The organism is Candidatus Symbiopectobacterium sp., assembly GCF_020054415.1.
Taxonomy (GTDB): Bacteria; Pseudomonadota; Gammaproteobacteria; order Enterobacterales; family Enterobacteriaceae; genus Symbiopectobacterium.
The window spans coordinates 1-2,965 of record NZ_JAHWCO010000204.1; the positions used below are offsets into that span (position 1 = coordinate 1).

Consider the following 2,965-nt stretch of genomic DNA (forward strand, 5'->3'; position numbering starts at 1 on the left):
ATGTTGAATACAGTGGCTAAAGTTGATGTAAGATGCCCGTTTTGTGAACAGACATCTCCTGTGAAAAAACACGGTTATGGCAAAAGTGGCCATCAGCGTTACCGTCGTCAGTCATGCAAACACGGATGGCTACAGGGCTTATAACGACGAACTTACAAAAGTAAAACACATTGTTAGCAAGCTGTATACACAGCGTATTGAGCGTGCACATCTGACACTGCGTAACCGATTGCAGCGGCTCAATCGCAAAACTCTCGGATATTCAAAATCATCCGAAATGCACGATAGGATCATCGGTACTTACATCGAACGCGAGTACTACGTTTGATGCTACATCAACTCATTGAATACACGACCCAATAGAACTTATTTCAATACAACCCTGTCATAGTGAGAACATGTTGATATTGTTGGCATTGGGCGGGTGCCAATGCGGTGATGAAAGGGCGGGTCCCGAGTGGTCTCATTAAGGTATTGATTGAGTATTACGGTTATAGGGGAGCAAGGCGCATGGGAAGCCAAACGAGAACACTGCGTCAGATGGCGGCGTGCACGGCAATTATTCTGGGGTTGGCAGGATGTGCCGATAAAGACAGCAAACCCGCCCCAATCAGCAGCGTAGGCGGTCAGTGCAATAGCAGCAGCCGCGGTGGAGTGCTCGCGACTGCGCCTTCTAATATATCGTCTTCCGGTGATGCGCCGATTACCACGCGCGATGGCCGCATTGTATACAACCGTAGCTATAACGCCATTCCTAAAGGTAGCTATGGCGGCAGCACCTATATGGTAAAACGGGGCGATACGTTGTTCTACATCGCCTGGATTACTGGCAGTGATTATCGCGAGTTGGCTCAGCGTAACAATGTCCCTGAGCCTTATAGCCTGAGCGTCGGGCAGGTGCTTCAGGTGAGTGACGGTTCTTCCGCGCCGGTAAGCAGCGGATCGGCCGGCGGCGGACGCATGCTGGCAGGCGGTACGGGCGGCGGTATGCTGGCACCTTCCGATGCCAAGCGTGGCGGTGTGCCTCAGCCGCCATCAATGACGCAAATTCAAACAACTCAGGTTGATTCTCAGTCAACTAATGCGTATTCTGGAAATTCGGGTAAACAGAATGTAGGTAAGATGTTGCCTTCCACTGGAGCTGCCGTGACTGCCCCCGCGGTTGTTGAAAGCAGTGCTCCTGCTGTCGGCAGCTGGCGTTGGCCTACTGAGGGGAAAGTCATAGATAGTTTCTCTGCGTCGGAGGGGGGAAACAAAGGGATTGATATCGCTGGCACTCGTGTGCAACCGATCATGGCGACCGCTTCAGGGCGTGTTGTTTATGCGGGCAACGCTTTACGCGGGTACGGTAATCTGATCATCATCAAACACGACGATGATTACCTGAGCGCCTATGCCCATAATGACACTATTCTGGTCCGGGAACAACAAGAGGTCAAGGCGGGTCAACAGATCGCTACCATGGGTAGCACCGGAACCAGTTCAGTACGCTTGCATTTTGAAATTCGTTACAAGGGGAAATCCGTAAACCCGCTGCGTTACCTTCCGCAGCGATAAATCGGGCAGAGTATTTCGGTATTCTGCCAAGGGATCACGTGTAGGAGCCACTTATGAGCCAAAGCACGCTGAAAGTTAACGAGTTACATGATGATGCCGAGTTCGATGAAAATGGACTTGATCTTTTTGACGAAAAGGCGCTAGCGAAGGAAGAAGCGGGAGATAATGAGGCATCCGACGATGAGTTGTTATCCCAAAGTGCAGCCCAGCGTGTGCTGGATGCTACCCAACTCTACTTAGGGGAGATCGGTTACTCTCCGCTTCTGACCGCTGAAGAAGAAGTCTTTTTTGCCCGTAGAGCGCTGCGTGGTGATGTTTCATCGCGACGCCGTATGATTGAAAGCAACCTGCGGCTGGTGGTGAAAATTGCCCGTCGCTACAACAATCGCGGTCTGGCGCTGTTGGATCTCATCGAAGAAGGTAATCTTGGTTTGATCCGTGCGGTTGAGAAGTTCGATCCCGAAAGGGGTTTCCGCTTTTCAACCTATTCCACATGGTGGATTCGCCAAACGATTGAACGGGCTATCACGAACCAAACTCGTACGATTCGTCTGCCCATCCATATCGTTAAAGAATTGAACGTTTATCTGCGTACCGCGCGTGAGCTTTCACATAAGCTGGATCACGAGCCCAGTGCGGAAGAGATCGCCGAGCAGCTCGACAAACCTGTTGATGACGTAAATCGCATGTTGCGCTTGAATGAGCGTATCACATCGGTCGATACGCCATTGGGCGGGGACTCTGATAAAGCGCTGCTGGATATTCTGGCGGATGAAAAAAACAACGGACCAGAAGACACCACGCAAGACAACGATATGAAACAGAATATCGTTAAATGGTTGTTCGAACTGAACGCTAAACAGCGTGAGGTGCTGGCTCGTCGTTTTGGGCTGCTGGGGTATGAAGCGGCAACGCTTGAAGACGTTGGTCGTGAAATTGGCTTGACCCGTGAACGCGTGCGCCAAATTCAGGTGGAAGGGCTGCGCCGTTTGCGTGAAATTTTGCAAGTACAAGGGCTGGATATTGAAGAGCTGTTCCGTGAATAACGAAGCAGAAGTGAATGCCGTATTTGCACGTTGAGTCGACTATCAGTTAAATAAAATAGGTGGGGAAAACCCCACCTATTTTTTATGGAGCCTATACACGAGATGGTGTAATTGCCTGATTTTGATATGTTCAATCCAACATAAAAAGTAGGTTACTTTATGTGTATTAGTCGCGACTAATACAACTAATACAACTAATACAACTAATACAACTAATACAACTAATATGTACTAGCTCAGACCTGATCTGACAGTTACCGATTATTTATACAGGTGTCTGTCAGATTACATCTGGTTCAGATTCTTTTCTGCCCAGATCCGTTTTCCATCGAGTAAAGTGGCCATCGGCGTACGCCCGCAGC

Annotated in this window: 2 protein-coding genes and 1 pseudogene; all 3 read left to right on the forward strand. The window is 49.6% G+C overall.

What is annotated here, in order from left to right; genetic code table 11:
- The first annotated feature begins 12 nt into the window (after positions 1 to 12).
- The 3 genes and pseudogenes from QZ506_RS05980 to rpoS all read left to right on the forward strand — a co-directional run bounded on the left by QZ506_RS05980 (position 13) and on the right by rpoS (position 2,603).
- A pseudogene (locus QZ506_RS05980) lies at positions 13 to 328 on the forward strand (IS1 family transposase).
- Between the two features lie 182 nt (positions 329 to 510).
- A complete protein-coding gene (gene nlpD, locus QZ506_RS05985) occupies positions 511 to 1,557 on the forward strand; it encodes a murein hydrolase activator NlpD (protein ID WP_291969738.1) in 1,047 nt (348 codons plus the stop codon).
- A 53-nt stretch (positions 1,558 to 1,610) separates the two neighbouring features.
- On the forward strand, positions 1,611 to 2,603 hold the full coding sequence (gene rpoS / locus QZ506_RS05990) for an RNA polymerase sigma factor RpoS (RefSeq protein WP_291969740.1): 993 nt from the start codon (positions 1,611 to 1,613) through the stop codon (positions 2,601 to 2,603).
- The last annotated feature ends 362 nt before the right edge of the window (positions 2,604 to 2,965 follow it).